At 71.4% G+C, this 26,979-nt stretch carries 21 protein-coding genes; 12 read left to right on the top strand and 9 right to left on the bottom strand.

What is annotated here, in order from left to right; genetic code table 11:
• Positions 1 to 68 precede the first annotated feature (68 nt).
• Both Nocox_RS05455 and Nocox_RS05460 read left to right on the top strand, forming a co-directional pair.
• On the top strand, positions 69 to 1,220 hold the full coding sequence (locus Nocox_RS05455; RefSeq protein ID WP_020545824.1) for a S8 family serine peptidase: 1,152 nt from the start codon (positions 69 to 71) through the stop codon (positions 1,218 to 1,220).
• 125 nt (positions 1,221 to 1,345) lie between these two features.
• The gene (locus Nocox_RS05460; protein ID WP_169577073.1) at positions 1,346 to 3,529 is read left to right on the top strand and encodes a serine/threonine protein kinase; all 2,184 of its coding nucleotides are present in this window, start codon (positions 1,346 to 1,348) and stop codon (positions 3,527 to 3,529) included.
• Positions 3,530 to 3,660: 131 nt separating this feature from the next.
• Here Nocox_RS05460 and Nocox_RS05465 read toward each other — a convergent pair whose 3' ends face one another.
• The 7 genes from Nocox_RS05465 to Nocox_RS05495 all read right to left on the bottom strand — a co-directional run bounded on the left by Nocox_RS05465 (position 3,661) and on the right by Nocox_RS05495 (position 11,468).
• Positions 3,661 to 3,945 (bottom strand): YbaB/EbfC family nucleoid-associated protein, encoded by a 285-nt coding sequence (locus Nocox_RS05465; protein WP_020545822.1) that lies wholly within the window; start codon positions 3,943 to 3,945, stop codon positions 3,661 to 3,663.
• 3 nt (positions 3,946 to 3,948) lie between these two features.
• Entirely contained in the window at positions 3,949 to 4,332 is a 384-nt protein-coding gene (locus Nocox_RS05470) for a YbaB/EbfC family nucleoid-associated protein (RefSeq protein ID WP_020545821.1), read from the bottom strand.
• The gene (locus Nocox_RS05475; protein ID WP_020545820.1) at positions 4,329 to 5,192 is read right to left on the bottom strand and encodes a hypothetical protein; all 864 of its coding nucleotides are present in this window, start codon (positions 5,190 to 5,192) and stop codon (positions 4,329 to 4,331) included. The genes Nocox_RS05470 and Nocox_RS05475 overlap by 4 nt, the downstream gene beginning before the upstream one ends.
• A 10-nt stretch (positions 5,193 to 5,202) precedes the next feature.
• Positions 5,203 to 5,499, bottom strand: coding sequence for a hypothetical protein (locus Nocox_RS05480; RefSeq protein ID WP_020545819.1), 297 nt, complete (start codon positions 5,497 to 5,499; stop codon positions 5,203 to 5,205).
• Between the two features lie 100 nt (positions 5,500 to 5,599).
• The gene (locus Nocox_RS05485) at positions 5,600 to 7,183 is read right to left on the bottom strand and encodes a transglycosylase SLT domain-containing protein (RefSeq protein WP_020545818.1); all 1,584 of its coding nucleotides are present in this window, start codon (positions 7,181 to 7,183) and stop codon (positions 5,600 to 5,602) included.
• Complete coding sequence (locus Nocox_RS05490; RefSeq protein WP_020545817.1) at positions 7,180 to 7,488, bottom strand: hypothetical protein; 309 nt, start codon at positions 7,486 to 7,488, stop codon at positions 7,180 to 7,182. Before Nocox_RS05490 ends, Nocox_RS05485 begins: the two co-directional genes overlap by 4 nt.
• On the bottom strand, positions 7,485 to 11,468 hold the full coding sequence (locus Nocox_RS05495) for a type VII secretion protein EccC (protein ID WP_026214894.1): 3,984 nt from the start codon (positions 11,466 to 11,468) through the stop codon (positions 7,485 to 7,487). The genes Nocox_RS05490 and Nocox_RS05495 overlap by 4 nt, the downstream gene beginning before the upstream one ends.
• Positions 11,469 to 11,713: 245 nt before the next feature.
• On the opposite strand from Nocox_RS05495, the gene eccD reads away from it, so the two are divergent.
• The 8 genes from eccD to Nocox_RS05535 all read left to right on the top strand — a co-directional run bounded on the left by eccD (position 11,714) and on the right by Nocox_RS05535 (position 18,144).
• Positions 11,714 to 13,090: a type VII secretion integral membrane protein EccD gene (gene eccD / locus Nocox_RS05500; RefSeq protein WP_020545815.1), complete on the top strand. Its 1,377-nt coding sequence runs from the start codon at positions 11,714 to 11,716 to the stop codon at positions 13,088 to 13,090.
• Between the two features lie 10 nt (positions 13,091 to 13,100).
• The gene (locus tag Nocox_RS05505; protein ID WP_020545814.1) at positions 13,101 to 13,535 is read left to right on the top strand and encodes a hypothetical protein; all 435 of its coding nucleotides are present in this window, start codon (positions 13,101 to 13,103) and stop codon (positions 13,533 to 13,535) included.
• Positions 13,536 to 13,767: 232 nt separating this feature from the next.
• Positions 13,768 to 14,112 (top strand): WXG100 family type VII secretion target, encoded by a 345-nt coding sequence (locus tag Nocox_RS05510; RefSeq protein WP_020545813.1) that lies wholly within the window; start codon positions 13,768 to 13,770, stop codon positions 14,110 to 14,112.
• Between the two features lie 4 nt (positions 14,113 to 14,116).
• Positions 14,117 to 14,425 (top strand): WXG100 family type VII secretion target, encoded by a 309-nt coding sequence (locus Nocox_RS05515; RefSeq protein WP_020545812.1) that lies wholly within the window; start codon positions 14,117 to 14,119, stop codon positions 14,423 to 14,425.
• Between the two features lie 80 nt (positions 14,426 to 14,505).
• Positions 14,506 to 14,907 carry a hypothetical protein gene (locus Nocox_RS05520; protein ID WP_157383323.1) on the top strand — a complete coding sequence of 134 codons (402 nt, stop codon included), beginning with the start codon at positions 14,506 to 14,508 and terminating at the stop codon, positions 14,905 to 14,907.
• Positions 14,907 to 16,238, top strand: a complete 1,332-nt coding sequence (locus Nocox_RS05525; protein ID WP_020545810.1) for a hypothetical protein — start codon at positions 14,907 to 14,909, stop codon at positions 16,236 to 16,238. Before Nocox_RS05520 ends, Nocox_RS05525 begins: the two co-directional genes overlap by 1 nt.
• Positions 16,238 to 17,368: a pentapeptide repeat-containing protein gene (locus Nocox_RS05530; RefSeq protein WP_020545809.1), complete on the top strand. Its 1,131-nt coding sequence runs from the start codon at positions 16,238 to 16,240 to the stop codon at positions 17,366 to 17,368. Before Nocox_RS05525 ends, Nocox_RS05530 begins: the two co-directional genes overlap by 1 nt.
• 20 nt (positions 17,369 to 17,388) lie before the next feature.
• The gene (locus Nocox_RS05535) at positions 17,389 to 18,144 is read left to right on the top strand and encodes a WXG100 family type VII secretion target (RefSeq protein ID WP_219495580.1); all 756 of its coding nucleotides are present in this window, start codon (positions 17,389 to 17,391) and stop codon (positions 18,142 to 18,144) included.
• A 107-nt stretch (positions 18,145 to 18,251) separates the two neighbouring features.
• Here the strand turns inward: Nocox_RS05535 and eccB are convergent, their stop codons facing one another.
• Positions 18,252 to 19,649: a type VII secretion protein EccB gene (eccB, locus tag Nocox_RS05540; RefSeq protein ID WP_020545807.1), complete on the bottom strand. Its 1,398-nt coding sequence runs from the start codon at positions 19,647 to 19,649 to the stop codon at positions 18,252 to 18,254.
• Positions 19,650 to 19,782: 133 nt separating this feature from the next.
• Here eccB and Nocox_RS05545 point away from each other — a divergent pair, with 133 nt between their 5' ends.
• On the top strand, positions 19,783 to 20,172 hold the full coding sequence (locus tag Nocox_RS05545) for a hypothetical protein (protein WP_020545806.1): 390 nt from the start codon (positions 19,783 to 19,785) through the stop codon (positions 20,170 to 20,172).
• A gap of 5 nt (positions 20,173 to 20,177) precedes the next feature.
• Positions 20,178 to 21,584, top strand: coding sequence for a WXG100 family type VII secretion target (locus tag Nocox_RS05550; RefSeq protein WP_020545805.1), 1,407 nt, complete (start codon positions 20,178 to 20,180; stop codon positions 21,582 to 21,584).
• A gap of 55 nt (positions 21,585 to 21,639) precedes the next feature.
• Here Nocox_RS05550 and Nocox_RS42785 read toward each other — a convergent pair whose 3' ends face one another.
• Positions 21,640 to 26,850: an FtsK/SpoIIIE domain-containing protein gene (locus tag Nocox_RS42785; RefSeq protein ID WP_020545804.1), complete on the bottom strand. Its 5,211-nt coding sequence runs from the start codon at positions 26,848 to 26,850 to the stop codon at positions 21,640 to 21,642.
• Positions 26,851 to 26,979 lie beyond the last annotated feature (129 nt).

Consider the following 26,979-nt stretch of genomic DNA (forward strand, 5'->3'; position numbering starts at 1 on the left):
CCCTGGCGACCCGCTGGGGCTTCCTTCCGTTGAACCCCGGCGGGGCGGGCGATATACCCTCTTTCGACATGATCGGTCGCGCCCTCCTGGCGAGCCTGCTCGCCCTGCACCTCGCCGCCGCACCCGCCGCGGCGGCCACGATCGCGGACGACGACTGCAACCCCAAGAAGGGCACCGTCAAGCTCCCCGCCACAGAGCCGTGGGCGCAGAAGCGGCTCGACATCAAGTCCGCCTGGCGGCTCACCAGGGGCGCGGGCGTGACGGTGGCGGTCGTCGACAGCGGCGCCGACTACCACCCGCAGGTCCAGATCTCCAAGGTCGTGGACGAGACGCACACCGGCTACCGCGACTGCGTCGGCCACGGCACCGCCGTCGCCGGCATCATCGGCGCCCGCTACCTGGCCGGGGTCCCGTTCCACGGCGTCGCGCCCGACGTCCGGCTGCTCATGTTCAAGCAGAGCAACAAGACCGACGGCGTGCTCGCCAACCTCGTCAACGCCATCAACGACGCGGTGGACGCCAAGCCGGACGTCATCAACGTGTCTGTACGCGCCTCCGACAACCCGTCGCTGCGGGCCGCGATCCAGCGGGCGCTGGACAACGACATCGTCGTGGTGGCCGCCGCCGGCAACATCACCAACCAGGACGACGAGGCCGAGCCGTCCTACCCGGCGGCCTACGACGGCGTGCTGGCGGTGGGGGCGGCCACGCCGGACGGCCGCCGCGCCGACTCCTCCAACGCCGTCACCCCGGTCGGCGTGCTCGGCCCCGGAGCCGACATCACCGCACCCTGGCCGGGCCGTTCCTACATGCGCGGGCTGCAGGGCACGAGCTTCGCCTCGCCGTACGTGGCGGGCACCGCGGCCCTGGTCCGGGCCCGCTTCCCCCGGCTCAACCAGGAGCAGGTGCGCCGGCGCATCATCGCCACCGCCGACGGCACCTCCGGCGCCGGCACCGGGACGGGCATGGTCAACCCGCTGCTCGCGCTCACCGCCGTCCTGCCGTACGAGGACGCGAACGGCCCCGTGGTGGCCGAGCCGCCGCCCACCGCGCTGCCGGCGAACGCCGTGGCGAAGGTCCCGCCGCGCGACGAGACGGCGATCGGCATCGCGATGGCGGTGGGGACGGGCGCGCTCATGGTGATGCTGGTCGCGGGCGCCCTCGTGCTGCTGGTCCCGCGGGGACGGGCGCGCGGATGGCGGCCGGGACGGGCGTCCTAACTGTTACTCCACGGTGTCCCAAAGTGTGACTTGTGGGTGAATTGTCAATTCGCTGGTGAAACCTCTGATGTAAATGTGGCAGATGCGGTTGAATGTCCCTTCAAGATCTATCTTTCACTGAAGGGATGGAGATGCACCCCCTGCGTCCGGGTGATCCCGCGAAGCTGGGCGCGTACGACATCGCAGGACGTCTGACCGATGGGCCGCGTGGCGCGGCCTTTCTCGGCAGGGAGTCCGACGACGCGCCCTTAAGAGTGATCAAGTTGTTGCCTTCGGCCCCGGAGGCGGGCAGCGACGATGTCGCTCGGCTCACCGGCGTGCAACGGGTGTCCAGCTCGTCCGTGGCCCGCACCCTTGAGGCCGGGCGCCACGACGACCACATCTACGTGGTCCGCGAGCACGTCGAGGGCCGCAGCCTGGCCGAGGTCGTGGCCACGGACGGCCCGCTCGACGCCGACACCCTGGAGCGGGTCGCGGTGGGTGTGCTCACCGCGCTGACCGCCGTGCACCTGGCGGGCATCACCCATCGAGGGCTGACCCCGCACAACGTGATCCTCGGCCCCGACGGCCCCCGCGTGACGGACGTCGACCTCGGTGAGCCCGCCGGCGAGACCGGCTACCGCGCGCCGGAGCAGATCAGGGGCCTCGCCTACGGGCCGTACGCCGACGTGTTCGCCTGGGCGGCGACCGTCGCCTTCGCCGCGACCGGGCAGCCGCCCTTCGGCCAGGACGAAGAGGCCGTGCTGAACGGCGAGCCCGAGCTGGGCTCCCTCGCCGAGCCGCTGCGCCGGGTCGTGCAGGCGGCGCTGTCCAAGGACACCGGGCAGCGGCCCACCACCTACACGGCGCTGCTGCAGCTCCTCGGCGACAAGCGCGGTGGCGTGGCCGCCCAGAAGCCGGAGTCCGGGCCGGACGTCGTGCTCGACGGCATCCCGCTGCAGGGCGTGATCATCCCCGGCCTGACCGCTCCTGGCGCGCCCGTTCCCGGCCTGCCGATGGACGGCGTGCCGCCCCAGGGGATGCCCGTCGAGGGCGTGCCCCTGCAGCAGAACTTCCCTGGCCAGGGCCTCCCCGGCCAGCCGGGTCAGGGCCAGCCGGGTCAGGGCCTGCCGGTTCCCGGCCTGCCCGCCGACGGGGTGCCGCCGCAGCAGAACTGGGGACCTCCGCCCGTGCCGCCGCAGGGCGGGCTCGCCCCGGCCGGTCCCGAGCCGGTGGAGGGCGTGCCGGTGCCGCCCGAGCCGATGTGGGAGCCGCCGCGCGAGGAGCAGCGGCCGCCGGCGGTCCAGGGACAGACGGTCCCCTCCCACCCGAAGCGCAAGTTCCCGCTCGGCCTGGCCGCCGCCGTGGGCGCGCTGGCGCTGCTGTCCGGCGCCGGTCTGTGGGGCGCCAACCAGTACGCCGCCACGCAGAATTTCGAGACCGTGGCCGTCGCCGGGGGCGCGAAGACGCAGGACCCGGCCGCCGCGGGCAACGTCGTCACGAACAACGACGGCCAGCCCCGGACCCAGCCCAACAACCCGGACCAGACGGGGCAGAACCCGCCCGACGTCACCGTTCCGTGGGCGAAGACGCCGGGGACCACCCAGGAAGACGTCGGCCCCATGACGCTGCCCAGCGACTGGACCTCGCAGGCGCCCACGCCGCCCGAGTACAGCACGGTGCCCTCGCCGCTGCCGATCAACTCCCAGCCGGTCGCGCAGCCGCCGGTCACCACGCAGCCCGCCGCCACGCCGACCGCCGCCCAGCCCACGGTGACCGTGACGAGGCGGGGGAGGCACACGCCGACGCCGTCCAACACGAAGGTGGCCACCATGGGACCGTCGGAGTCGCCGACGCCCGTCCCGACGGTCACCGTCACCGCCACGCCGTCACCGACGCCCACGCCGACGCCGACCGTCACCGTGACGGCGACCCCCACCCCGCCCGTGCCGCCGGCGACCCCCACCAAGGAGCCCGAGCCGGCGCAGCCGACCAAGGCCGCGCAGCCGCACGGGAAGAGCCCGGAGGAGGCCTGCGGTGAGGGCTTCTACATCCAGCGTCGCCAGCACTTCGGCGACGGTGAGACGTTCCAGCTCTACAACAACTCCACCGGTGAGAACTGCGTCATGACGATCAAGAAGGTGAACATCGGCAAGGCCAGTCCGGTGAGCGCCACCCTGGAGGTCCAGGGCGGCGAGACGAAGACCGACAGCGGCAGCTACGAGTTCTACGCCGGTCCGGTCAAGCTGCAGGCCAAGGGCAAGTGCGTGCGCTTCTCCGGCAGCGTCGGCTCCGCGGCGACCAGCGCCGGCTGGGCCAACTGCAGCTGATCACGGCCACCCGCGCGACACGAAGAACCCCCTCCTGGCAGATGCGGGAGGGGGTTCCGTGTGTCAGGGTTCCTCGGGTGAGGGGTTCCGCGCGGCCCGCTGGGACGGGCTTGGCGGGACGGGCCTGGCGGTCAGGGCAGCACGGTCGCCCTGGCGGACTCGGCGGCCTCCTCCGCCCGCTGGATCGCCGCGGTGATCGCGTCGGCCAGCCGGCGCGCGTCCATCCTGGCCCGGCTCACCGGGTGGATGCGCAGGCCGACGAGCACGCCGAGCGCGTCCGTCGTGGCCTCGATCCTGCCCTCGTCGGCGCGGCCGGTGAAGCGGCGTGCGCTCCACTCCGCCACCGCCTCCTCGGCCCGCCGCGCGCCGGCCATCAGCGCGTCCAGCCGGGCCATCGCCTCGTCCATCTCGTCCATCGCTCAGCCCTCCCGCATGACGCGCTCGACGTGCGCCGCGAGCGGGTCGTCCGCGCCCCCGGCGGGCCGGCCGGACAGGCCGGCCGTGAGATCCTCCAGGCGGTCCCCGAGCGCGCCGTGGGCGGCGGCCACCGCCTCCATGACGGCCGCGGCCAGCCGCTCGTGGTCCAGCTCCCGCAGCCCCTTGGGGTCGAGGCGCATCCCCAGCAGCCGTCCGGTCCCCGACACCCTGACCCGTACGGCGCCGCTCGCGTCCGTGCCCTCCAGCCGCTCCCTGGACAGCTCGTCCAGCGCGCCGGCGACCCCGGCGGACCAGGCGTTCATCTCCCGCAGCAGGCCGGGGACGTCGCCCTCCCTGCCCGCCGCGAAGGCGTCGATCTGGCTCAAGCGCCGGCCCCCTTCGGCTTCCACATGTCGTCGGCCCGGCCCGGGTCGGCGAGCGTGGGGGACAGGTGCAGGTCCCGCGCGCCCCGCGTGGGGTCCCCCGAGTTGTAGAAGGCGCCCTTGAGGTCGTTGAGCTTCAGCTCCAGCTTGTTCAGATCGCCCTCGTACGAGTTGTAGATGTCGGCGAACTGCTTGACCAGGTTGCCGAGCGCGGTGCTGAAGACGCCGACCTGGGTCATCAGGGCGACCCTGGCCACGGGATGCGCGGTGCTCATGGAGGCCAGGGACCGCAGGACCGGCGCGGAGGTGGCGTAGAGGCCGAAGACCGACAGGTCGTACTCCAGCACCTCCTTGTACTGGCCGTGCATCGCGCCGCTCAACTCGTCGCCGACCTTGCCGAGCTGGCTGAACAGGCCGTTGACGTTGAATCGCACGTACTGCTGGAGGGCCTCGGCGGCCGTGCCCTTCCAGTTCGGCGAGATCTGGTCGAAGTAGCCGCGCCACAGGTTCGACCTGTTGCCCTCCAAGGCGCCGGACATCTCCTTCCACGTCTCCCGCCGGTCGTAGAAGAGGAAGGGGTTGCCCAGGTTGAGCGTGGCGGCCACGTCGAGGGCCAGCGCGGCCGCGCCGAGGCCGGACATCGCCATCGCGGCCCGGGTGCTCTGGCGCAGCGGGTTGAGCCCGGTGACCAGGCGCTTGAAGAAGCCGGGGTCGCTGCGTACGGCCGCCGCGGCCGGCTTCACCTGGACGGAGCCGGTGACGGCGTTGTTGCGGCCGGCCAGGTAGAGCCGCTGGTCGCCCTGGGGCACGCTCGTCTGCCCGGGCACGACCAGATTGGGCGGCTGGTGGGGCGGGGTGGTCATGCGGCGGCCCTCACTTCGTCCTGCTCGCCAGTTCCGCCTGCCGGTAGTGGTGCGCCGAGAGCGTGACCCTGCCGGCGTCCTTGTGCAGTACGTCGCTCAGGATGCCGGCGCTGTCGTTCCAGGTGTCGGCGATGGTGTTGAACCGGTCGGTGAACATCAGCCCGACGACGGGCACGCCGGCGAGCGGGGCGAGGTTCCAGCCCTCGAAGCGCGGCGTCCGCTGCCTGACGCCCTGGACGCCGGTCGCCGAGCCGGTCATGGTCTCGGCGAAGGCGTCGATCGAGTGGGTACGGGTTTCGTAGGACACGATGATCTTGTATCACCGCGTCCTACGCGATAAATGCCTCTTTAAGCGGTTGACCGTTTATATGCGGATTTTGTTCATATCTGCGTTACCTGTCGTTTTCTCAGTACGACTGATAGCCGCCATGGCTCTCCAGTGACGCGATGCCCGGGTGGTCGCCCAGGCCACCGTACTTGTCGACGATGTAGAGGACGCCGGCGATGATGTTGTCCACCGGGTCCTTGATGTTGTCGTGTCCCGGCAGGTGGTGAGCCTCGAACGTGGACGGGATGGTCTGCATGAGACCCTGGGGGCCCTGGTCGCCGCCGGTGCCGAGGAAGTTGGGGTCGCCGCCGGACTCGTTGTGGATGATCGCCCAGATGCGCTGGAGGTCCACCGGGTCGTTCGGGCCCAGGTCGCTGATGTCCAGGCCGCGTTCCTGGAGGATGGCGGCCATCTCCGGCGACTCGATGACGGTGAGCGCCTCCTTGATCCAGTCGACGGTCTCCTTCGGCGCGGGGGGCACGTCGGGGTACTGGGGGCCGCCCTCGATGCCGTTGCCGTCCGTGCCGGGGTCGCCCGCGGCGGGGTCGTCCGTGCCGGGGTCGGTCGCAGGGTCGTCGGTGGCGGGGCCGGCCGCGCCGGGGTCCGCGCCGGGCTCGACGACGCCGGGAGCGTTGATGTCGGGCTCAGAGGATCCCGGGTCGGTCGACTGGTCGGCGTTGGGGTCAACGCCGGCGTTCGAGGTCGTGTTGGGATCGGTCGCGTTGGGGTCGGTCGTGCTCGGGTCGGCGTTCGGATCCTGCGTCTTCGGGTCCGTGGCGTTGGGGTCCTGAGCGTTGGGGTCCTGCGTCTTCGGGTCCTGAGCGTTGGGGTCCTGAGTCTTGGGATCCTGAGCGTTGGGGTCCTGCGTCTTCGGGTCCTCAGCCTTCGGGTCCTCAGCCTTCGGGTCCTGAGTCTTGGGGTCCTCGGTCTTGGGATCTGTGGCCTTCGGGTCCTCGGCCTTGGGGTCAGTGGCACTGGGGCCGGTGCTCGGGTTGGAGGCCGGATTGGTGCCGGGGTTGTTCGAGGGGCCGCCGGTCGGGTTGGCGCCCGGCTCGGTGGTGGGCTTGTAGCCGGCCCTCTTCTCCCACTCCGGCTTGTGCTTCCCGGGCAGGAAGTCGGGCCCGCCGGGCTTCCTGATGCCCGCGAAGAAGCCGAATTTCTTCTCCCCGACCAGCTTCTTCAGATCGTCCTTGGCCTTGGTCAGGGCTTCCTCGGCCGTCGCGACGGCCCCTTTGGCCGTGCTGACCGGATCATTGTCGTGGAGCTCTTTCTTGATGAAGGCATCGATGAGTGACTGATCTGCCTTCTTGTGCGTCTTGTGGTACTTGTTCTCGGCTTCGACGGCTTTCATGTGCAGGTCGCGGACCGTGGTGTACGCCTGCTCCAGCTTGCCGGCGACGGTGGTGAGGGACGAGGCGCCGGTGGTCATCGCGTCACGCAGGTCGCCGCCGGCCTTGGGGTAGGCGCTCATGTACGTGGCGAAGGCGGTGGCCGAGTCGCCCTTCCAGGCGTTGCCGACCTCCGTCACGTCATCGACCAGCTTGTTGGTCGACGCGGCGACGTGGGCGCTGACCTTGCGCATGGCGGTCGCGAGGTCTCTGATCGCCTCCGGGTCCCCTTTGACCTGTTCGAGTAACTCCGTGAGCTTGGAGACGATGCTCATTTGGTGGGGTCCTTCTCGGCCTCGCGGTAGTTGGTGACGACCTTGTCGAGCGAGCGCTCGACCCGGTCCAGGCGGTCCTGGCCCGCCGCGAGCTCCGCCTTGAACGCCCCCCACACGTCGTCGATCTGCCCGGCCAGCTCGCCGGCTCCCTTCAGCCGGCCGAAGAGGCGGCTGTCCATCTTTTCCGGGGGCTTTTGTGCCTCTGAGTCCTCGAACGTGTTGTCGAAATCGAGCATTTTGCTGACCCGGCGCACCTGACGCCCGCAATCGTCCAGCGCCTGCATGTACACGTCGACGTAACTCATGCCTCTCCCAAGTACGCGGTCTGGATCAACCGAGCGCCTTGCCGGCGATCGACGTAGTAGCCGCGTCCCACGGGCAGCTGTGTCGGCCGGATGTTGCCGAAGAGCGGGCCTTCGTCACGGTTGCCCGACATGATCAGCGCCGGGCTGGCCATCTCCTTCAGCCGCTGGATCGCCGGGTCGTACAGCGACCGGCTGGCGCCGCCGGACTGCCGGGCCACGATCAGGTGCAGGCCGATGTCGCGGGCCTGCGGCAGCAGGTCGGCGAGCGGCGCGAGCGGGCTGTTCCCCGTGGCGACGAGGTCGTAGTCGTCGACGACGATGTAGAGGTCGGAGCCCTGCCACCAGCTTCGCGAGCGCAGTTGCTCGGGCGTCAGGTCCGCCGGGGGAAGCCGCTTGAGCAGCGCCGCGCGGGCGTCGTTCATCAGGTCCATGGCGGCTGTGCTGGAGGCGGCGTAGCCGATGCGGTGGTCGGTCACCGCCGTGTCCAGCAGCGAGCGCCGGTAGTCGATGACGATCATCATGGCCTCGCTCGGCGTCTTCCGCGCGACGACGCCCTCCATGATGAGCCGCAGCAGGTTCGACTTGCCGCACTCGTTGTCGCCGAACACGACGAAGTGCGGGTCGTTGTCGAAGTCGAGCGAGACCGGCGCGAGGTTGTCCTCGTCGAGGCCGATCGCGATCCGGCCCGCTCCCGTCTGCTCGGGCCCCGGCAGGTCGGCGGCGGGCAGCAGCGCCGGCAGCAGCCGTACGGGCGCGGCCGACGGGCCCTGCCACGACTGCCGCACGACGTCGACGAGCGAGCGCATGCCCTCGGAGACGTCCTCGGAGGTGTGCTGGCCGTCGATGCGCGGCAGCGCGGCGAGGAAGTGCATGCCGTCCCTCGTCAGGCCGCGGCCGGGCACGCCTTCCGGCACGGCCAGCGACGCCTTCCTGCTGATCTCCGACTCGTACGCGTCACCGAGCTTGAACTCGATCCTGGTGCCGAACAGGTCCCTGATGCTCGGCCGGAACTCCGACCACTTGTTGGTGGCCGCGATCACGTGGATGCCGTACCCGAGGCCGCGGGCGGCCAGGTCGGTGATGACGGCCTCCAGGTTCTCGAACTCCTGCCGGATGGTGAGCCAGCCGTCCACGACGAGGAAGATGTCGCCGAAGCCGTCGCTGTCGGCGGTGCCGTCGGCGACCATCCGCCGGTAGGTGGCGATGGAGTCGATGCCGCGGTCGGCGAACGCGCGCTCGCGCTGGCGCATGATCGCCACGATCTCGGCCACGGTGCGGCGTACCCGCTCGGCGTCGAGGCGGGTGGCGACGCCGCCGACGTGCGGCAGCCCGGCCAGCGCGCCAAGGCTGCCGCCGCCGAAGTCCAGGCAGTAGAACTGGATCTCGAGCGGCGTGTGCGTGAGCGCCATGCCGGTGATCAGGGTGCGCAGCACGTTGCTCTTGCCGCTCTGCGGCCCGCCGGCCACGCCGACGTGCCCGGCCGCGCCGGACAGGTCCAGCCAGTACGGGTCCCGCCGCTGCTCGAACGGCTTGTCGATGATCCCGACGACGGCGTGCAGCTTGCCCCGGCCCTGCCAGCCGGGCGTGGACAGGCCGAGCTCCGGCGTGACCGACAGCGGCGGCAGCAGGTGCGCCAGCGTGGGGGGCTCGCCGAGCGGCGGCAACCAGATGCGGTGCGCGGCGGGCCCGTGCCGGGCCAGGCGCTGCACCACGATGTCGAGCAGGCTGTTCTGCGGGCCGCGCTCGTCCACCTCGGTGGACGGGGGCGGCTCGACCGGCTGCGGCACGACGGGCATCGGCACGTAGCCGGAGGTGTACTCGACGACCTGGCGCAGGATGGTGCTGCCGTCGCTGGCGCCGGGCCGCCGGGTGTCCGGCTGGTACGGTCCGGACACGTACGCGGCCTTGAACCTGGTCATGCCCGTGGTGTCGAACTTGAGGTAGCCGTTGCCGGGGGCGGACGGCAGCTCGTAGGCGTCAGCCACGCCGAGCACGACCCGGCTCTCCATGGCCGAGAAGGTACGCAGGCCGATCCGGTAGGAGAGATGCGTGTCCAGGCCGCGCAGCCGGCCCTCCTCCAGGCGCTGCGAGGCCAGCAGGAGGTGCACGCCCAGCGACCGGCCGAGCCGGCCGATCATCACGAACAGCTCGATGAACTCCGGCTTGGCCGACAGCAGCTCGCTGAACTCGTCCAGCACGACGAAGAGGGTAGGCAGCGGCGCCAGCTCGGCTCCCTGTTCGCGAGCCCGCTCGTAGTCGCGCAGCGAGGCGTAGTTGCCGGCCGCGCGCAGCAGCTCCTGGCGGCGGACCATCTCGCCGTGCAGGGCGTCGTACATGCGGTCGACCAGCGGAAGCTCGTCCTCCAGGTTGGTGATGACCGCCGAGACGTGGGAGAGCGAGTCCAGCCCGAGGAAGGTCGCGCCACCCTTGAAGTCCACGAGGACGAAGTTGAGGATCTCCGACGAGTGCGTGACCGCCAGGCCCAGCACCAGCGTGCGCAGCAGCTCCGACTTGCCGGACCCGGTGGCGCCGATCACCAGCCCGTGCGGGCCCATGCCGCCCTGCGCGGACTCCTTGATGTCCAGCTCCACGACGCGGCCGTCGGCGCCGAGCCCGATGGGGACGCGCAGCCGGTTGCGGCCGGCCCGTGGCCGCCAGACGATCGCCGGGTCCACGTTCATGGGGTCGCCGACGCCCAGCAGGTCGGTGAGCGTGGTGTTGGCCGCCAGCACGTCCTCGACCTCGCCGCCGCCGGACCCGATCGAGGTGCGCAGCGGGGCGAGCTGCCTGGCCAGGCCCTCGGCCCGCAGGAAGTCGAGCCGGTCGGGGTCGCCGAGCCGGGTGCGGTGCTCCTTGCCGGCGTGGTCGATCTTGACCATGTGGAAGCCGTCGGGCTGGATGTCCAGCCGCAGCGTGCTGCTCTCCTCCACGTCGGGGGTGGAGCCGGACAGGTCGATCACGGTCACGCCCTGGATGGCGTCGCTGCCGAGCTGGGAGTCGTGCGGCACGTGCCCGCCGTCCACGACGAGCACGTGGTACGGCAGCGACTCGGCCGCCGCGCCGGGCCTGAACCGGGCGCGTTCCCTCAGTTCCTCACCGACCAGGCGGTCCAGCTCGCCCATGTTCTCCGTCATGAGCCGCACCTGTCCGGCGGCGTCCATCTCCTCCGGGTGCAGCGCGTGGGGGAGCCATTTGACCCATTCCCAGTGGGGCATGGTGTCCGGGCCCGCGCACACCATGATCCGCATGTCCTCCGGCGCGTGGAACACGGTGAGCTGGGAGACCATGGCTCGCACCAGGCCCCGTACGGTCTCGGGGTCGCCTGACAGCCGGATCCTGGCGAACGAGCCCAGCGCCACCGACACCGGCAGCCCGGAGACCGTGGAGTGCGCCCTGATGAAGCGGCGCAGCGCGCCGGCCGACAGCGCGTCCAGGTCCTCGACGGGCTTGGAGTCCGGCGGGATGAGCTGGACGGCGAGCTTCTGGACGCCGGTGCCGAGGCGTACGGTGGCGAAGTCGTCGTCGCGGGGCCGCCGCTCCCAGAGGCGCGGTCCCATGGCGATCCACCACAGGGCCTCCGGCTCGGGGCCGCTCCACTCCAGGGCCTCGCGCTGCTCCTTGGCGGCGCGCCTGGTCCGCTTGCGCACCTGGCCGAGGTAGCGGAAGTAGTCGCGGCGGGCGCCGTTCAGCCGATACTTGCGCTCGCCCGACTGGCGGCCCAGCTGGCCGATGCTCATGCCGACCATGGAGACCGCGAAGAGGCCGCTGGCGACGTACATGATGGGGTTGGCGTTGCCGAAGGCGGTGAACATGAGCCCCATGGCCGCCGCGCCCGCCACCATGGGCAGGAACGTGAGCACCGCGGTGAATCCCTGCGGCTGGACCTCGGGGATCTCCGGCGGGGATTCAAGCAGGACTTCGCCGCGTGGCGGTTTGGGGCCGGGGCGGCGTTCAGGGCGACGTACGACGACGATGCTCATCGAGACGTTCTTACCAGAAGAGACCCGATATGTTCTCTGTTGTCCGTGACCATTGGTGGGGACGGAGTTAAGAATTGGGACAGATTGTTCAGGGACCTCCGCCTCCGATGCAGGGGCCGCCACCTGGCTACGGAGGCGGACCGCCCGGGTACCCGCCGGGACCGCCCGGACCATTAGGGCCTCCGGGACCTTTGGGACCTCCTGGGCCGCCCCCGGGACCTTTCCAGCAGGGCGCGCTGGCCCAGGTGCCGGTCCCGCTGCCGGCGCAGTGCCACGTCACGATCGTGGGGCCGCGCCGCAAGGCCGACCTGGCCCTGCCCGCCGACATCCCGCTGCCGAACGTCCTGCCCGGCCTGCTGCGCGCGCTGGGCGAGGTGGGCGGCGACGCGGCGGCCGCGCCCGGCTGGTCGTTGCAGCGGCTCGGCGGCCAGCCCCTCGACCTGGGGCAGAGCCTCGGGGCGCTCGGCGTGCTCGACGGCGAGATCCTCTACCTCAGGCCGCGTGAGGCGGTCCTGCCGCCCGCCCTGTACGACGACGTGGCCGACGTGGTCGCGACCGGCGTACGCGAGGGGCGCGGCGCGTGGACCTCCAAGCACACCAGGACCATGGGCGCGAGCGGCGCGGCCGCACTGCTCGCGCTGGGCGCGGCCGGCCTGACCGTGTCCGGCATGCCGCCGCTGACCGTCACGATCGTGGCCGGGCTGCTGGCGCTGCTGCTGGTCGTCACCGGCGCGCTGCTGTCGCGGGCGGTCGGCGACTCGATGGCCGGGGCGCTGGTCGGGCACGCGGCGCTGCCGTACGGGTTCGTCGCCGGCCTGTTCGCGCCCGGCACCGCCGCCGGCTTCGGCTCCCCCCACTTCCTCGCCGCTCTGGCCACGACGGCGCTGGTGGCCGGGATCGCCGGCGCGCTCGTCGCCGACGGCGTGCCCGGCTTCCTCGCCGCGGCCGGCTCCACGACCGTGGGCGGCATCTGCACGGCAGTGATCATGATCTGGTCGCCGGCGCCCGCGGGCGTGGCCGCCTTCGCCATGGCGCTGCTGCTGGCGCTGAGCCCGCTGGTGCCCACGCTGTCGTTCCGGCTGGCCAAGGTGCCGCTGCCGGCGATGCCGACCACCGCCGAGGAACTGCGCAGCGACAACCAGCGCCTGGACACCGGCGGGATCCAGGAGCGCACCCGCGTCGCCCAGGGGTACGCGACCGGCATGATCGCGGTCATCGGCATCTGCGCGCTGGTGACGCTGTCGCTGCTGGTGACGACCGACGGCTGGGTGGCCGACGCCATGACCGTCTCGCTGTCGCTCACCCTGATCATGCGGGCCCGGGTGTTCCGCGGGCGCGGCCAGCGGCTGTGGCTGATCGGGTCCGGGCTGACCGGGTTCGCCCTGCTGGCGATCTCGCTGTTCGGCCAGGGCGGGATCGTGGGCTCGCTGGCCGTGGCGATCGGGATCCTGTGGCTGGCGCTGACGACCGTCGGCATCGGGCTGTGGCTGGCCACGGGCAAGCCGTCGCCGTTCTGGGGGCGCGCGGCCGACATCCTGGACATCGCACTGATCGTCCAGCTTTTCCCGCTCGCGCTCGGCGTCCTTGAGGTCTACACGTGGGTACGCGGGCTGTCCGGCTGAGGAGGCAGGAATGCAGGAGTTCGGGGACTTCGCCAAGATCGACGTCGACAAGCTGATGAAGGGCATCGACAACCAGCTCGCTCTCCTGGAGAAGTTCCAGGAGAGCGTGGGCGACTGCGTGGGCCGCGCCGAGGACGAGAACGGCTTCGTCACCGTCGAGTACGGCCAGGACGGCGTCCGGGTGCTGGAGCTGCACCCGAAGGCCATGCGGTTGTCCTCGGGGGAACTGGCCGAGCTGATCAAGGCCACGCTGGCCGAGGCCACCGCCGACTTCCAGCGCGCGTTCTCCGAGATGATGGCCGACGTCCTCGGCCAGGACGTCGACCTGGCGAGGTCCCCGGAGGCCCTGCTGGACGACGTCAGGCAGGCGGAGGAGCTCCAGGAGCGGGCGTTCACGGACGTGATGGGCGAGCTCGACCGGATCCGGCGGCGGCTGGAGCTCTGACGCCCGTCACCGACAGCGATCTTTCGTGCAAAGTCATGGCATGTTAGGGCATCTACCAGCGAATTAACCAGAAGGACGCCTCGGCGCGATCAATCCGTTATTTGGTATTTCTGGGATTAACGGGGTGGTTGGTGACTAACATGCCACTTGATGTTGTCTGCGGGGGTAGTCCGTCCTCACGGGGGAGACCGCTCGCCGCGACTGACCAAGCAGGACGACCTTTGGAGGTCCAGTGGCACTGTACGGGGCCAGTCCGCAGCAGCTGACGACGGCGGCGGGCTATTGCGAGAACACCGTCCAGTACATCGAGGGCATGCGTAAGCGCGTGGAGGCGATCAAGGCCGGTCTCGCCTGGCAGGGCGGCGCGTACAAGAAGTTCAGCGAGGCCATGGTGCAGTGGGACATGGACTTCGCGGCTGTCAACAAGATCCTCGACGGCATCAAGCAGAAGCTGATCGACAACGCCGGCGGCTACCGCAACGTCGCCGGTGAGAACGAGGGCATCGTCGGCGGTTTCTACGCCGCGGGCGCCGGCGCCAACAACATCGACCTGCTCATCAACGCCAGCGAGAGGTGACCTGATGTCTGTTCAGCCCGAGGACTACACCTACGTCAACTTCTCTTCGCTGGAGAAGGCCTACGAGGACCTCAAGGGGATCGTCACGGAGCTCGACCGCATCACCGACGACCTCTACGCCGACATCAAGAAGACGCTGGGCGGAGCCTGGGAAGGCGAGGCCGAGCAGTACTTCGACCAGAAGCGCGCGGAGTGGAACGCGATCGAGAAGCACATGGGCGAGCAGCTGTTCAAGGCCGCCGTCGCGGTCGAGACCGCCAAGGGCAACTACCAGCAGGCCGAGGCGCGCAACATCAGCATCTGGATGGACTAGCCCGGCTCGTTCTTCTCCTTCTCGGCCATCGCTCGGCCTGCGGCGCGGTGGCCGAGAGCTCTGTCGTTTGAGGGTGAGGCATGACGCAGAAAGACGCGATGGAGGGTGGCCCGGACCCTCTGGCCCCCGACAAGAGTCTCTTCGAGGGCGACGACGGGGACGCGAGGGAGAACTCCCCGCAGGCCATCCGCAACATCGCGAAGGAGCTGAGGACCGCCTACGAGGCCATGCTGGGCAAGGGCGGGCGGCCGAACGGCAACATCAACCAGCTGGGCACGGACAACGAGCTCGGCGCGGCCCAGATCGGGCAGTGGCCCGACGCTCTGGCCCTCGCGGACACCGTCGGGTCGCACAACGCGGGCGTGAAGTTCGCGGAGGTCTACCAGAAGTTCATCGACGCCTACAAGAACGTGATCGAGGCCGTAGAGCTCAGCGCGGAGAACCTGGACCGCGCCCGCCGCGGGAACGAGGGTGACGCCTGATGAGCGAGCGTGAAGTCGTCGTCATCCTGTCGTTCGACAGGATGCCGAGGGGCGAGAAGCCGCCCGAGGGGGCGACCGGCGACCAGATCAAGCAGTGGCTCGCCAACACCGACCCGGGCTCGGTCACGGGTGCGGGGCAGACCTACATGGCCGCGTCCACCAAGGTGGACGCGGCGATCGGTACCCTGGAAGAGCACGTGGCCAAGATCGCTGCGACCTGGAAGGGCCCGGACGCGGCCAAGGCCCGCCACGCGCTGGAGATGCTGCACGCCTCGGGCCGGGAGCTGTCGACCAAGCTCGGCCTCATGGGCGGGGCCCTGCAGAACTACGCCGAACGCCTCACGGAGACCAAGGGCAAGGTCAATGAGCCGGTGCTCACGGGCCAGGTCAGCAAGACCGCCCTGGAGGTGGAGAAGGCGGAGACGGACCAGGCTCGGAAAGCGCTGTACGAGCTCAACAAGGAGATCGTCAACCTCTACAACGTCCAGGTTCCTCACGACGTCTCCTACGAACTGCCGACCGTGTCGCTCTCGTCGCCGGTCAACCCCAAGAACGTGACGTACCCGGGCGGTTCGGAGACGGCCATTCCCAGCGCCGGATCCAACCCCAGCGGCTCCGGCCCGAGCTCCTTCGCCCCCGGCTCCACGAACGACCCCAGCAGCACGAACCCCGGCGGCACGGATCCCAACGGCTCGAACCCCAACGGCTCGAACCCCAACGGGTCCGACCCGAACGGCTCCAACCCAGGCGGCTCCGACCCGAACGGCTCCAACCCAGGCGGTACTGACCCCAACGGCACGAACCCCGGCGGCACCGACCCGAACGGCTCCAACCCGGGCACGAACCCCGGTGACGGCACCGTTCCCCCGGTCATCGGCGGCTCGGACCGGACGACGACCGACGGCCCCGCCGGCACCGACCCGGCCCGGACCGACGCGGCGAGCTTCACGCCTCAGGGAACTCCCACGCTGACGCCGACCGCGTCCACGTTCACCCCGTCCCCGTTCACCCCGTCGCCCTTCGGTACCACGACGCCCGTCACCTCGATCAGCCCGCCGCCGAGCATCGGCTACACGCCGGGCGGGGCCACGCCAGGCGGCATCCCCTCCGTGATCGGCTCGCCAGGCATCATCGGCGGCCAGTCGCCCGCGGCGGCGGCCGGCGCGCGCGGCCTCGGCGGGCTCAACTCCGGCATGCCGTTCATGCCGATGATGGGCGGCGGTGTCGGAGGCGCGGGCGAGGGCAGCGGCCTGGAGCGGACCACGTACCTGGCCGAGGACCCGAACAGCTGGGTGACCGGACATGACACGACGGATCCGGTGATCGGCTGATGGGCAACCCCTACATCCCGGGACTGCCGGGCCTCACCGCCGGCGGCAAGCCGTCGTCGGGCATCTCCTTCACGAAGGATGAGCTGACCAAGGCGGGCGGGAAGATCAACGAGCAGACCGAGCTTCTCGGCCAGGTGGAGGGACGGTCCAACAACCTGCCCGTGCCCTGGCCGCACTTCGGGGTGCTCGGCTGGGGCGTCCAGAACGTGCACGAGAAGGCCATCCAGAGCCAGCGTGAGGCGCTGGCGCGGGCCAAGGAGGCGCTGGCGACCTGGGACCCAGCCCTGCGCGCCGCCGACAAGAACTACACCAACGCCGACGACTCCAGCGGCGACCCCAACAATCTCCCGAAGACCGGTCTTCCGAACACGGGGCTGCCGAACACCAACCTCCCGAAGACGAACCTGCCGAAGACGGATCTCCCGAACACCAACCTCCCCAAGACGGATCTCCCGAAGACGAACCTGCCGAACACTAACCTCCCCAACACGAACCTTCCGAATACCAACCTCCCCAACACCGACCTCCCTGGCAGTAACGTGCCGAACCCCAACCTCCCTGGCACTGACCTGCCGAACCCCAACCTGCCCGGCACGAACATGCCCGGCGCGAACCTCCCCGGCACCGACCTGCCGAAGACGAACCTGCCGGGCATGGACCCGGCCGACACCCGCGTCCCCGACCTCGACGCCGCGCTGAACAACCCGAACAAGACCGACCTGTCGTCGTTCCAGCCCACGCCCACGGCCACGCCGCAGACGCCCACGTTCGACCCCAGCTCCAGCGGGCTGGGCACCCGCACGGGCGTCCCGGGCTCCCTCGGCCTGCCCGGCACCGGCACAGTCCCGGGCTCGGGTCTCGGCACCGGTCTCGGCCCAGGCGCCGCCGGCGTCGGTCTCGGTGGGAGCGGCATGATGCCCGGCAACGCGGCCGCCGCCGGAATGCGCGGCGCCACGGCGGGCATGTCCGGCATGCCCATGATGCCGATGATGCCCATGAGCGGCGCCGGAAACGCCAACCAGGAACGCGACCGCGACAAGACCGTCGGCCTCGGCGAGGACGAGGGCGTCTGGGGCGGTGACGAGGACATCGCGCCACCGGTGCTCGGCCAGGAGGACGACCTGCTGTGAGCGTCTTCAAAGAGATCTCCATGGGCGCGGCTAGCACGGCCATCGTTTCCGCCTTCTTCGTCGGACAGCCTTGGGCCTTCTATGTCGCCGGCGCCATCGGCACCCTGGTCTCGGACCCGGAAGGCATGGACACGGCGGCCGAGAACTGGCGCACGACCGACCACCACAAGGACGGCCTCGTAGAAGAGCTCAGCACCCTGGACACCCGGCTCACCGAGCTGAAGACCCAGCTCCAGACCGATGGCACATGGAAGGGTGAGGCGTTCAAGTCCTTCGAGGCCGTGCACACGAGCTATAAGGACTCGCTCAAGCAGCTCAAGGAGGTCCGCAACGCCACTGGCGACGGCGTCAGCTCGACGGCCACCTTCTACAAGGTGTCCACCGTCGTCTGCAGCGCCATCGCCGCGGCCATGGCCGGGCTCGCCATCTACAAGGTGGCCTCGAAGGCCAGTCCGCTCACCGCCGCCTTCTCCGAGGGTATAGCCGCCGCATTCGGCAAGATCACCCTCAGCGCGATCAAGAAGGTTATCGGCAAGCGAGTGATGGTGATCGGCGGCCTCATCTTCGCTCTCTACTCCGCCAAGCAGGCGAGCGAGATGGCCGGCAAGGTCTTCCCCACGCTCAAGGCCATCCCGACCGAGATGTCGATGATGCAGAAGGGCGGAGGGACGCCTTTCACGCAGGACGGTCTGACGTACAACGAGGACGCCGGCTCGCTGATGCCGAAGATGGACGAGGCCACGATGAAGAAGTACGGCGGCGGCCTCCCGGCCTAGTGTCACCGGTCAGGAGGGTCGCACCTCGGGACAGTGCACGCGCTCCGGCCGTCCCCTCCGGCCGGTCCCGCCGCCGGCCTGTCATCCGGCGGCGGGACCGCCCGCCGTCAGCGGGTGGGCGTCTGCGGCTGGATGCCCTGCACCTCCTGCACCGGCATCCGGGCCGCCGCCGGGTCCAGCACCGGGCCGTCCGGGATGAGCCGCAGCAGGTGGGCGGGCACCGGCGCGACGTCCGTGGCCTCGTAGCCCAGCTTGTTGACCAGGTCCGCCGACACGAGCTGATACCTGCGGCCCTGCTCGGTGATCAGCGAGTACTGCTGGACCGCCGAAAGCTGCCCGTCGCCGGGCAGCGTGCCCGCCAGTACCGCGCTGCCGGGCGGCAGCAGCACCTGGTCCACCTTCTCCGCGCCCGCGCTCGCGGACGGCACCGGGATGGCGTACGTGCTGCCCATGGTCAGGATCGCCCGGGCCGAGCCCTTCTGGGTGTCCCGGTAGACGGCGCAGAGCGGGGTCGAGATGCCGGGCGTGCGGAAGCGCGGCATCGTGTCAGGCAGCCCGCTGTTGAGCATCTGCCGCCTCGAGACCGGGGCCGCGTTGACGCTCGCCGCGTCGATCAACGTCTCGCGTACCGGCTGCCGGCCGTAGGCGGCCTTGCTGGCCGGGTCGAGGAGCAGGAGCATCGCCTGCGTCTGCTTGATCGGCGCCATTCCGTCGGCCATGAGCACGTACCAGCGCTCGTCCGCGCCCGCGATCGGCGGGACCTTGTACACCTGCCCGACCCGGAACATCTTGCCGCCCGGGCCCTTCATCTTCTTGCCCCGCTCCGGGATCGCGGGGCCGGCGAAGTCTACGCCCGCGGGGATCGCGTTGATCCACGAGGGCGGGACGCGGCGCGGCGTCTGGTCGGTGAGCCGGTCCACGTTCGTGACGCGCATGCGCTGGTTGGCCCAGAGCACCCAGGTCTGCCGGCCGTCGTTGACGAGCAGCGCGTCGCCGCCGACGGGCGTGCCGCCGACGTCCACGCCGCCCACGAGCGTCACGAACGCCTTGCGTGTCCCGGAGGCGTCGGCTCCTTCGGTCACGCACGTCGACCAGGGGGCCTTGACCAGCCGCTCACGCTTCGGCAGCGTGTCCGGCGCGCCCTGGATGCCCACCTTCTGCCCGCGTGCGAAGCCGGCCAGCGACTCGGTGGAGACCGTCCTGACCTTGACGTTGTCGGAGTCCAGGAGGAGCCGGGCGGAGACGTAGTTGGCCACCGGCTGGAGCCGGCCGGTCTGCTGGTTGTAGACGTACGAGGCGCCGGTCTCCTCCTCGATGAGGAGCTGGCCGGGTTCGGTGAGTTTGGTGGCGTTGCCCGGCTTGAGCAGCCCCCAGATCCCGAACGCGGCCAGGATCAGCACCGCGATCAGGATCCCCGCGAACGTGGCCACGTTCTGCCTGCGCATGGGCGACTCGGGGATGTCCGGCTCCCCTTGCAGCAGAGCGAGACCCAGGCGCTGTGTCATGAGGCGATGCGCCTGATAAAGATCCTTCTGCGTCTGCATAGCGCATCATGTTACGCATGTTGACAGTGGGTCTTCTGTACGGAAAAGAAACATTGAAGTAAGGTTCTTGATCGAGCGCCGACGGGGAGGTCTCGTGGGAGAAGTCATCCAACCGCCCAAGAACTGGCCCGGCCTGGAAGCCGAGCGCGACGGGGTCACGTACACGCCGAGGAAGATCGGCAACATCGCCAGAGAGCTGCACAAGGCGATGGAGGCCGTCGGCGGGGGCGGCTACAGCAACAGCCCGGGGTCGCTCCAGGACTTCGGCGCCAAGGGCGACCTCACCTATGAGGCCGGCCTCCTCAAGCAGGTCGGCCGGTGGGAAGCCGGCCCGAGCTTCGCCGACACCCTCCTGACCGCTCACCGGGAGCTCTTGACCGTCTATCAGGACGCTCTCACCAACATGGCCGCCGCCATCGCCCTGGTGAACGAGGGAGCGGGCAACTTCGGGATCACGGAACTCGGCAACCAGGGCGGGAGCTGAGCGGCATGGGCGGCGAGAAGAAGAAGACGCACCTGCTGAAGCCGTACTGCGGTCAGTGGACGGTGCAGACGGACGGCCGCAACGTCGCGGGAGTCGTGAACTTCTTCAACATGTTCCAGCCCGAGCGCATCTCCGATGCGGCGGAGGCTTACAAGAACGCGCAGAAGGCGGTCAGCGGCCTCCAGGACGCCGTGCAGGAACACGCCCGGGCGCTGACGGGGGTGTGGGAAGGGAAAGCCTCCGTCGAGGCGCAGAAGGCCCTCAGACTCCTCTGGACCACGCTGGCCAACCTGTCGGCAAGGCTCGACGAGATGCACCAGCCCGTCGCCGACTTCTCCACCGTCGTGCGCAAGCACAAGGAGTTCATCGACGACACCACCAAGGGCGTGTTGCAGACCTGGGCGAACCAGAACGACATGCTGGGGAGCTCGGACGACAGCATTCCCGACATCTACAGCACCTACACGGGCGTGTTCGACAAGGACAACCCCGATCAGGCCACCACCGACTTCGGGTCTCAGGACGAGCTGGCCGGCCTCCACCTGAGGACGTTCGCCAACGACCTGGCGTACGTTCACGCGAAGATCCCGGACACCGTGGACAAGACCCTCATGGACATCACGCCCTCGTCGGGGCAGATGCCCACGCCGCCGCCGGTCACATACCCGGGAGGCGTGGACCCGCGGCTCCCCAACAATCTCCACCCGAACGGGCCGGGCAATCTCCCCGCCACCCCGGCCGGCTACAACCCTTCGCTGCAGGACCCGGACAACCCTCGCCTGAACCCCACGGACCCGAACGCCGGCAACCCGCCCGGCATCGGCGACCCCAACGGGCCGAACGGCAATGTGCCCGGCACCGGCCCGGGCACCGGCACCATGCCGAACATCCCGAACACGAACATCCCCGGCACGAACGTCCCGGGCCTCAACTCGCCGAACGGCTCCACCCCGGGATACGACCCGGCCGCGAACCTGGACCCGTCCGGCACCAACGGCAACAACGGCACGAGCCTCCAGGACTTCAACCCGTCGAACCCGAACGGCTACAACCCGAGCGCCAACCCGAACTCCACGAGCAACCCGGGCACGTACGGCAACCCCGGCGGCTCGACCTATCCGGGCAGCACCGCGTACGGCACGCCGGCGGCGTACCGGTCGGGCACCACCGCGGGCATCCCGGGCACAGCGACGGGCGGAGGCAACGTGACCGCGAACCCGGCCGCCACCACCGCCGCCACCCGCGCCGGGACGACAGGCACCGGCATGCCCTTCCTCCCCATGGGCGCCGGAGCGGGTGCCGGGGCGGGGGGCCAGCAGTCCGAGAAACGGGAGTCGACCACCTGGCTCCACGAGGACGACGACGTCTGGGGTACCAACCCCGACGGCACCGTCAACAGCCAGATCGGCTGACCCCACCCGAAAGCAGGGCAGCCTGCTGCCCGGCGGAGACGGCCCGTCGAGTCGTTCAGACAGGGTCGGGGAGGGCCGCCTGGATGGGGGTGATGGTGCCGGTCGTCACCAGGAAGCCGCGACCGGGCGGCCCGCCCACCGTGCCCCGCGGCAGCCGGATGTTGAACAGGTCCCCGTCCGTCTGCCCCTGCACCGCGAGCAGCACCCCCGTACGGGACTTGCGCGCCTCGGCGACGAACCCGCGGTAGGCGACGGCCAGGTCCCCGGTCGTGCCCGCGACGAGGAGGGCGTGATCGCCGTCCCGCCCCGAACGCAGCACCTCCTCCAGCGCCGTCCCCAGCGGGGAGTCGGCGTTGACGAGCTCGGCATCGTCCACGAGGACGACGTAGTCGTGCAGGTCGGCGACGAGTTCGGCCAGGTTGCCCGCGTTGCCGTCCAGCACCGCAAGCACCCCGTCCAGTCCCCGCAGCGGGCTGCGGCGGGGCGTGACGGCGATGACCGGCGTCCCCCTCTTGATCAGGGACCGGGCGGCTGTCAGCAGTGCCGACGAGCGCCCCGAGCGGGCCGGCCCCGCGATCACGGCGGCCGGGCCGTGGGCGAGCAGATCGAGCCCCAGCGGCGCCAGCGCGTCGCCCCCTGCGCCCACAAGGGCCCACAGCGGCGACGGCGGCCTGAACGACGGATCCAGGTCGAACGTCTCGGCCACGGTGATGCGCATCGGCAGCGCGTCCACCCGCAACGGCGGCTGCCCGGGCCAGCGCCACCCGCCCCGGCCCGCGCCCGACGAGACCGCGTGCCCCGCCCCGCCCACGCCCGCGCCGGCCCCTGTGCCTGGCTCCGTGCCGGTGGCGGGTTCGTACGGGGCGGGGACGGCACGGGCGAGTGCCTGCAGCGCCGCCACTTGCGCGGGCCCGGCCGGATCAGGGGAGAGCAGAGCGATGTGATGCTCGACGATGCCATGATCGCCGAGGGACAGGGCCCGCCCCGGCGGCACCGAGGAGGGCAGCCCCTTCAACGGGAACCCGGCGAGCCCGTAGTCGGCGGAGTCGGACAGCCGCAGCAGCAGCCGGTCGTCGAACACCGTGGACACCTGACCCAGCAGCCCTGACCGGTCACTGGTGATCACGGCCCGCAGCCCCACCGCCGGACCCTCGCGCAGCAGTTGCAGCAGCGCCTCGATCAGCCGCCCGTAGTCGTAGCTCTCGAAGGCGGCCACGAAGCCCTCCCACCGGTCCAGCATGAACACCAGCCAGGGCAGCCGATGCCCGGCCTGCCGGTATTCGGCCAGCGAGGCGTGGCCCGCCTCGGCGAGGAGCTGCTGGCGGCGGCCGACCTCGGCGCGGAGCCGGGTGAGCAGGCGTTCGACCCGGTCGAGCTGGTCCCGGGTCACGACCGCGCCGCAGTGCGGCATCGCCACCAGCGGCAGCAGCGCGCCTGACCCGCAGTCGATCGCGTGCAGGTGGACGTCGGCGGGAGAGACGTGGGCGGCGATGGAGCCGGCGATCGTGCGCAGCGCCGTGGATCGGCCGCTGCGCGCGGCGCCCGCGATGAGCAGGTGCCCGCCGTGCGCCAGGTCCAGCGTCAGCGGCTTCCTGTCCTGCGCCCACGGCCGGTCGGTGATCCCGAACGGCACCGGCTCCACCTCGGTGAACGGCCCCTCCTCCGCCCATTGAACGCCCGCGCCGAAGCCGGTGACCGAGGAATCCGCAGAGCGGGCGGAGGATCGGGCGCCGGCGGCTGCCGGGCCGGCGGCGGGCGGGGCGCCGAACCCGGACGGTGGGTTCGGCTCAGGCCGGGACACAGGGGGTGCTCCGGTCACGGACGCCGGGTGGACGTTCGCCCTGCCGGGGCGGCCGGAGCTGTCGAACAACGGTTGCCCCGAGCCCTTCACACTGGCCCGCGCCTGAAGCGGGTCACCCCGGAAGGGCACCCCCGACGCCTGCAACGGCGCCCCGCCAGGGCCGCCGGGACCGCCAGGGCCGCCGGGACCGCCGGGACCGCCGTCCGCAGGCACACCGCCGGTGTCGCGCTCCGATCCTCCTGCAGTGCCGTCGTGCCCAGGTGCTCGGGTGGAGGTGTGGTGCCCGGGGGCTCCGGTGCCATGGCCCCTCGGCTCAGCGGCGTTGCCGTCCGAGGAGGGTGCCCAAGCGGTGTCGCCTGGCATCCCGGCTCCGGAGACGGCGCGGTGGCGTGGCGTCGGCAGGGGGAGGACGAACAGGGTGGGGAGGGGGTCGAGCCAGGGGCTGGGCTGGGGTGGGACGCCGGTCAGCCGGGCCGCCTCGATCAGGGCGTCGGCCACCAGCGTGAGGTCCGTGACCGTGGACTCCTCCTCGGTCCTCGCCGCCCGGGGAAGGGCCCGGCCCAGGGCGCGCCAGCTCACGTCGATCACCCGGACGTCCGCGGCCGGTGTCCCGCCTCCGGCGGCGGGCAGAGGGCTGCGGCCGCCGACGCGGGCCGTCTGTACGGCGACCGCCGCCCCCACCCCCGAGCGCACGTAGCACCGGCCAGGGGTGTTCTTGGAGATCTGGGCGGCGTCGGGCAGGTCGATGACGTCGGACGACTCGGCGGGCTCGGTCACCCGCAGCGCGATGCGCAGCGACGTGTTGGCCTGGATGTCGGCGGTCACCACCCCGGCGGGCCGCTGCGTGGCGAGGATCAGGTGGATGCCGAGCGAGCGGCCGCGGCGGGCGATGTCGACCAGCCCGGTGACGAAGTCGGGCAGCTCGGCCACCAGCGCGGCGAACTCGTCGATGATCAGCACCAGCCGCGGCAGGGAGACGGGCCCGGTGTAGTCGTCGAGGTCCTTCGCGCCCGCCTGGAACAGCAGGCGTTCGCGGCGGCGGATCTCCGCGGCGAGCGAGTCGAGCGCCCGCTGTGTCAGATGGCCGTCGAGGTCGCTGACCATGCCGACCGTGTGCGGCAGGCGTACGCACTCCTTGAACGCGGCCCCGCCCTTGTAGTCGATCAGCACGAACGTGAGCTGGTCGGGCCGGTTGGCGACGGCCAGCGCGCAGATGAGCGTCTGCAGCAGCTCGGACTTGCCGGCGCCGGTGGTGCCGGCGATCAGCCCGTGGGGGCCGTCGAGCCCGAGGTCGACCGAGAACGGCCCGTCGGGGCCGACGCCGATGAGCGCCCGCGTGGACCCGCGGGGCCGCCAGCGGGCGGCCAGCTCCGGGCCTGACGGGCTGGGCAGGCTCATGAGGTCGAGCAGGCGGACCGCGTCGGGCAGGTCGCCACCGGGGGCGTCGCGGCTGACGTCGCGGATGGGGGCGAGGGCGCGGGCCAGGCGGTCGCACCAGGCGGGGGAGACGGAGTCGCCGAGCACGGGCCCGATGACGTCGAGGCCGCCGCCGCGCAGGTGGACCAGCCCGTCGGGGCCGCACGCCGCCACCGTCTGGCACTCCTCGGGCAGCAGGCGCTGGTCGTCGTCGATGGCGAGGGTGTAGACGCCGGAGCGCGGCCCCTGGCGCAGCACCTGCGGCATGTGCGGCAGGCCGCGCAGCACCTGGGCGCCGTCGAGGATCACCAGGATGTCGTAGGGGCGTACGTCGTAGGAGGAGAAGGCCGGTTTGTCGGCGCCGGTGCCGCCGAGGTCGTCCCAGCCGGTGGGGATCTTGCCCAGCTCGGGGATCTTGGTGTTCTGGCGTTCGTCGATGAGGGCGGCCAGCTCGGCGACGCGGCGGGTGGCCGACTCGGGATCGACGCCGATCAGCGCCAGGCACTCCTCGCCGCCGCGCGGCCCGCAGTGGGGGAGCCAGCGCAGCCAGCCCCAGCGGCGCTCGGCGTCGGGGTGCGCCGAGATGAGCACGATGGCGAGGTCGCGCGGGCTGTGCAGGGTGGCGGCCTGGGCGACGAGCCAGCTCGCCAGGCCGCCGGCGAACGCGCGGGGGCCGGTGACGCCGGCCACTCCGAGCCGCCGCATCGGCAGCGCGACCGGAACCGAGCGGCACGTCGGCGGGTCGAGCGGCCCGCCCTGCTCCTCCGTCAGCTGCAGGTCGGCGGGCAGGTCGGCGAGGCCGACCCGGAGCCGCAGCGCGTCGGAGTCGTGGATGCGGCGCTCCCACAGCCGCCGGCGCGGCCCGGTGGCCGTGAGCAGCACCTGGGCGGGGTCGGGCGCGTCGGCGCGGCGGGCGGCCTCGTCGGCCACGCGGGCGCGCTCGACGGCGGCGTCGTATTCCGCGAGCCGTTCGCGGTGCTCCTTGAGCGCCTTCTTGTGCTGCTTCTTGCCGTGGCGGCGGTCGCTCCACCACTGGCCGATCATGATGACCGGCGTCATGAGGGCGACGAGCAGGTAGTACCAAACCTGGAGGGCCAGGGCGAGGGTCACGCCCAGCACGGCCGGCAGGAACGCGGCCAGCAGCTGCAGCCGCATCCCCTCGCTCCTGGACGGCTCCTTCGGCCGGACGAACGCGCGCTGGGGCTCGGGCCTGCGCAGCCGCGGCGGCCGGTTGTAGGCCACGCCGCCCTCGCCGAGCGGCGCCAGGTGGGCGTCCTTGGGCTCGACCGCGGTCAGCACGAACACCGACGAGCCGCAGGTGAGCACCGCCTGGTCGAGCCAGGCGACGGGTTCGGTGAGCGGCCGGCCGTCGAGCTCGGGCACCTCGGTGTAGCCGGCGGCGTGCTCGGCCGCCTCGCGCTCGGCGACCCGCGCCGTCAGCTCGGCCACCTCGTCGGCCCACCGCCCCTTGAGCTTGGGCTTGGGGGCCTCGTCGCGGGCCCGCCAGGTGCGCTCGACGGTGATCGCGTCGGGCGTCACGCGGACGGTGACCGCCTCGGGCGCGAGCGCGGGATCGGGGACGGCGATCGCGCACATGGGGTCGGCGCCGATGACGTGCGCCCCGAGCCCCAGCCGGTGGACGGCCCCCGCCCCCGGCCCGCCCACCACCCGCACCTCGGCCACCCCGCCTGGCTCCTCGACGACGGTGGCCCTGGCCAGGCGGGGATCGAGGGTGACCTTGTCGCCGTCGCGCAGCACGGACGCGGCCCTGGCGCGCGGGTCGAGCGGCCGCCCGTCGCGCCACACGACCGGCTCGTGGCCGGTGAGCGGGCCGGCGGGCTCGGCCCGGCGCGGCGGCGGCACGCGCACGGCGTCGGCGCCGGTCGCCGGCCCGTAGGGGGCGCGTGGCCTGGACAGCCGGACGACCTGCGCGAGGGGCGCGGGGTCGCCGAGCGCCGCGCCGACGGCGGCCACGGTGGCGTCGTCGTCGCCGTCGATCACGACGTCGCGCTCGCCCTGCCCGCCGAGCACGGTGAGCATGATCCGCATGGCTTGGGTCCCCTCGCTCGACACCGGACGGCGTGGATGCCGCGGCACGGACGCCGGACGGCATGGCTGCCGGGCGCCAAGGTAACGCCCGCGGCGAGATTAGACCCGCCGGTTGACGTCACCGGCATG

The organism is Nonomuraea coxensis DSM 45129, assembly GCF_019397265.1.
GTDB lineage: Bacteria > Actinomycetota > Actinomycetes > Streptosporangiales > Streptosporangiaceae > Nonomuraea > Nonomuraea coxensis.